Annotated in this window: 1 rRNA gene (running past both ends of the window); it reads right to left on the reverse strand. The window is 57.2% G+C overall.

Annotated features, from left to right (window positions below):
* Positions 1 to 1,612: ribosomal RNA gene (locus tag HN013_RS04250) — 23S ribosomal RNA — on the reverse strand (it extends past both window edges: 1,055 nt to the left, 194 nt to the right).

Consider the following 1,612-nt stretch of genomic DNA (forward strand, 5'->3'; position numbering starts at 1 on the left):
GAGCTAACCGGTCCCCTTAACGTTCCAGCACCGGGCAGGCGTCAGTCCGTATACATCGCCTTACGGCTTCGCACGGACCTGTGTTTTTAGTAAACAGTCGCTTCTCGCTGGTCTCTGCGGCCACACCCAGCTCAAGGAGTAAATCCCATCACCGGACATGGCCCCCCTTCTCCCGAAGTTACGGGGGCATTTTGCCGAGTTCCTTAACCATAGTTCACCCGAACGCCTCGGTAGTCTCTACCTGACCACCTGAGTCGGTTTAGGGTACGGGCCGCCATGAAACTCGCTAGAGGCTTTTCTCGACAGCATAGGATCATCCACTTCACCACAATCGGCTCGGCATCAGGTCTCAGACTATGTGTCACGCGGATTTGCCTACGTGACGTCCTACACCCTTACCCCGGGACAACCACCGCCCGGGCTGGACTACCTTCCTGCGTCACCCCATCGCTTACCTACTACCACCTTGGGCCGGCGGCTCCACCACTCCCCTTNCCCTGGGCAGATCAGCTTGACCCAGGAACCCTTAGTCAATCGGCGCACACGTTTCCCACGTGTGTATCGCTACTCATGCCTGCATTCTCACTCGTGAACCGTCCACAACTCGCTTCCGCGGCTGCTTCACCCGGCACACGACGCTCCCCTACCCATCACAGCGGGCGTTGGCCCACATGCTGCAATGACACGACTTCGGCGATACGCTTGAGCCCCGCTACATTGTCGGCGCGGAATCACTTGACCAGTGAGCTATTACGCACTCTTTCAAGGATGGCTGCTTCTAAGCCAACCTCCTGGTTGTCTCTGCGACTCCACATCCTTTCCCACTTAGCGTACGCTTAGGGGCCTTAGTCGATGCTCTGGGCTGTTTCCCTCTCGACCATGGAGCTTATCCCCCACAGTCTCACTGCCGCGCTCTCACTTACCGGCATTCGGAGTTTGGCTAAGGTCAGTAACCCGGTAGGGCCCATCGCCTATCCAGTGCTCTACCTCCGGCAAGAAACACACGACGCTGCACCTAAATGCATTTCGGGGAGAACCAGCTATCACGGAGTTTGATTGGCCTTTCACCCCTAACCACAGGTCATCCCCCAGGTTTTCAACCCTGGTGGGTTCGGTCCTCCACGAAGTCTTACCTCCGCTTCAACCTGCCCATGGCTAGATCACTCCGCTTCGGGTCTTGGGCGCGCTACTACGCATCTAAAAAGACGCTGTGCCCTATTCGGACTCGCTTTCGCTACGGCTTCCCCACACGGGTTAACCTCGCAACACACCGCAAACTCGCAGGCTCATTCTTCAAAAGGCACGCAGTCACGACGTTGAGCGCAAGCACTCAACGCGACGCTCCCACGGCTTGTAGGCACACGGTTTCAGGTACTATTTCACTCCGCTCCCGCGGTACTTTTCACCATTCCCTCACGGTACTATCCGCTATCGGTCACCAGGGAATATTTAGGCTTAGCGGGTGGTCCCGCCAGATTCACACGGGATTTCTCGGGCCCCGTGCTACTTGGGTGTCTCTCAAACGAGCCGTCAATGTTTCAGCTACGGGGGTCTTACCCTCTACGCCGGACCTTTCGCATGTCCTTCGCCTACATCAACGGTTTCTGACTCG

The sequence above is a fragment of the Streptomyces sp. I05A-00742 genome (assembly GCF_013055795.1).
GTDB lineage: Bacteria > Actinomycetota > Actinomycetes > Streptomycetales > Streptomycetaceae > Streptomyces.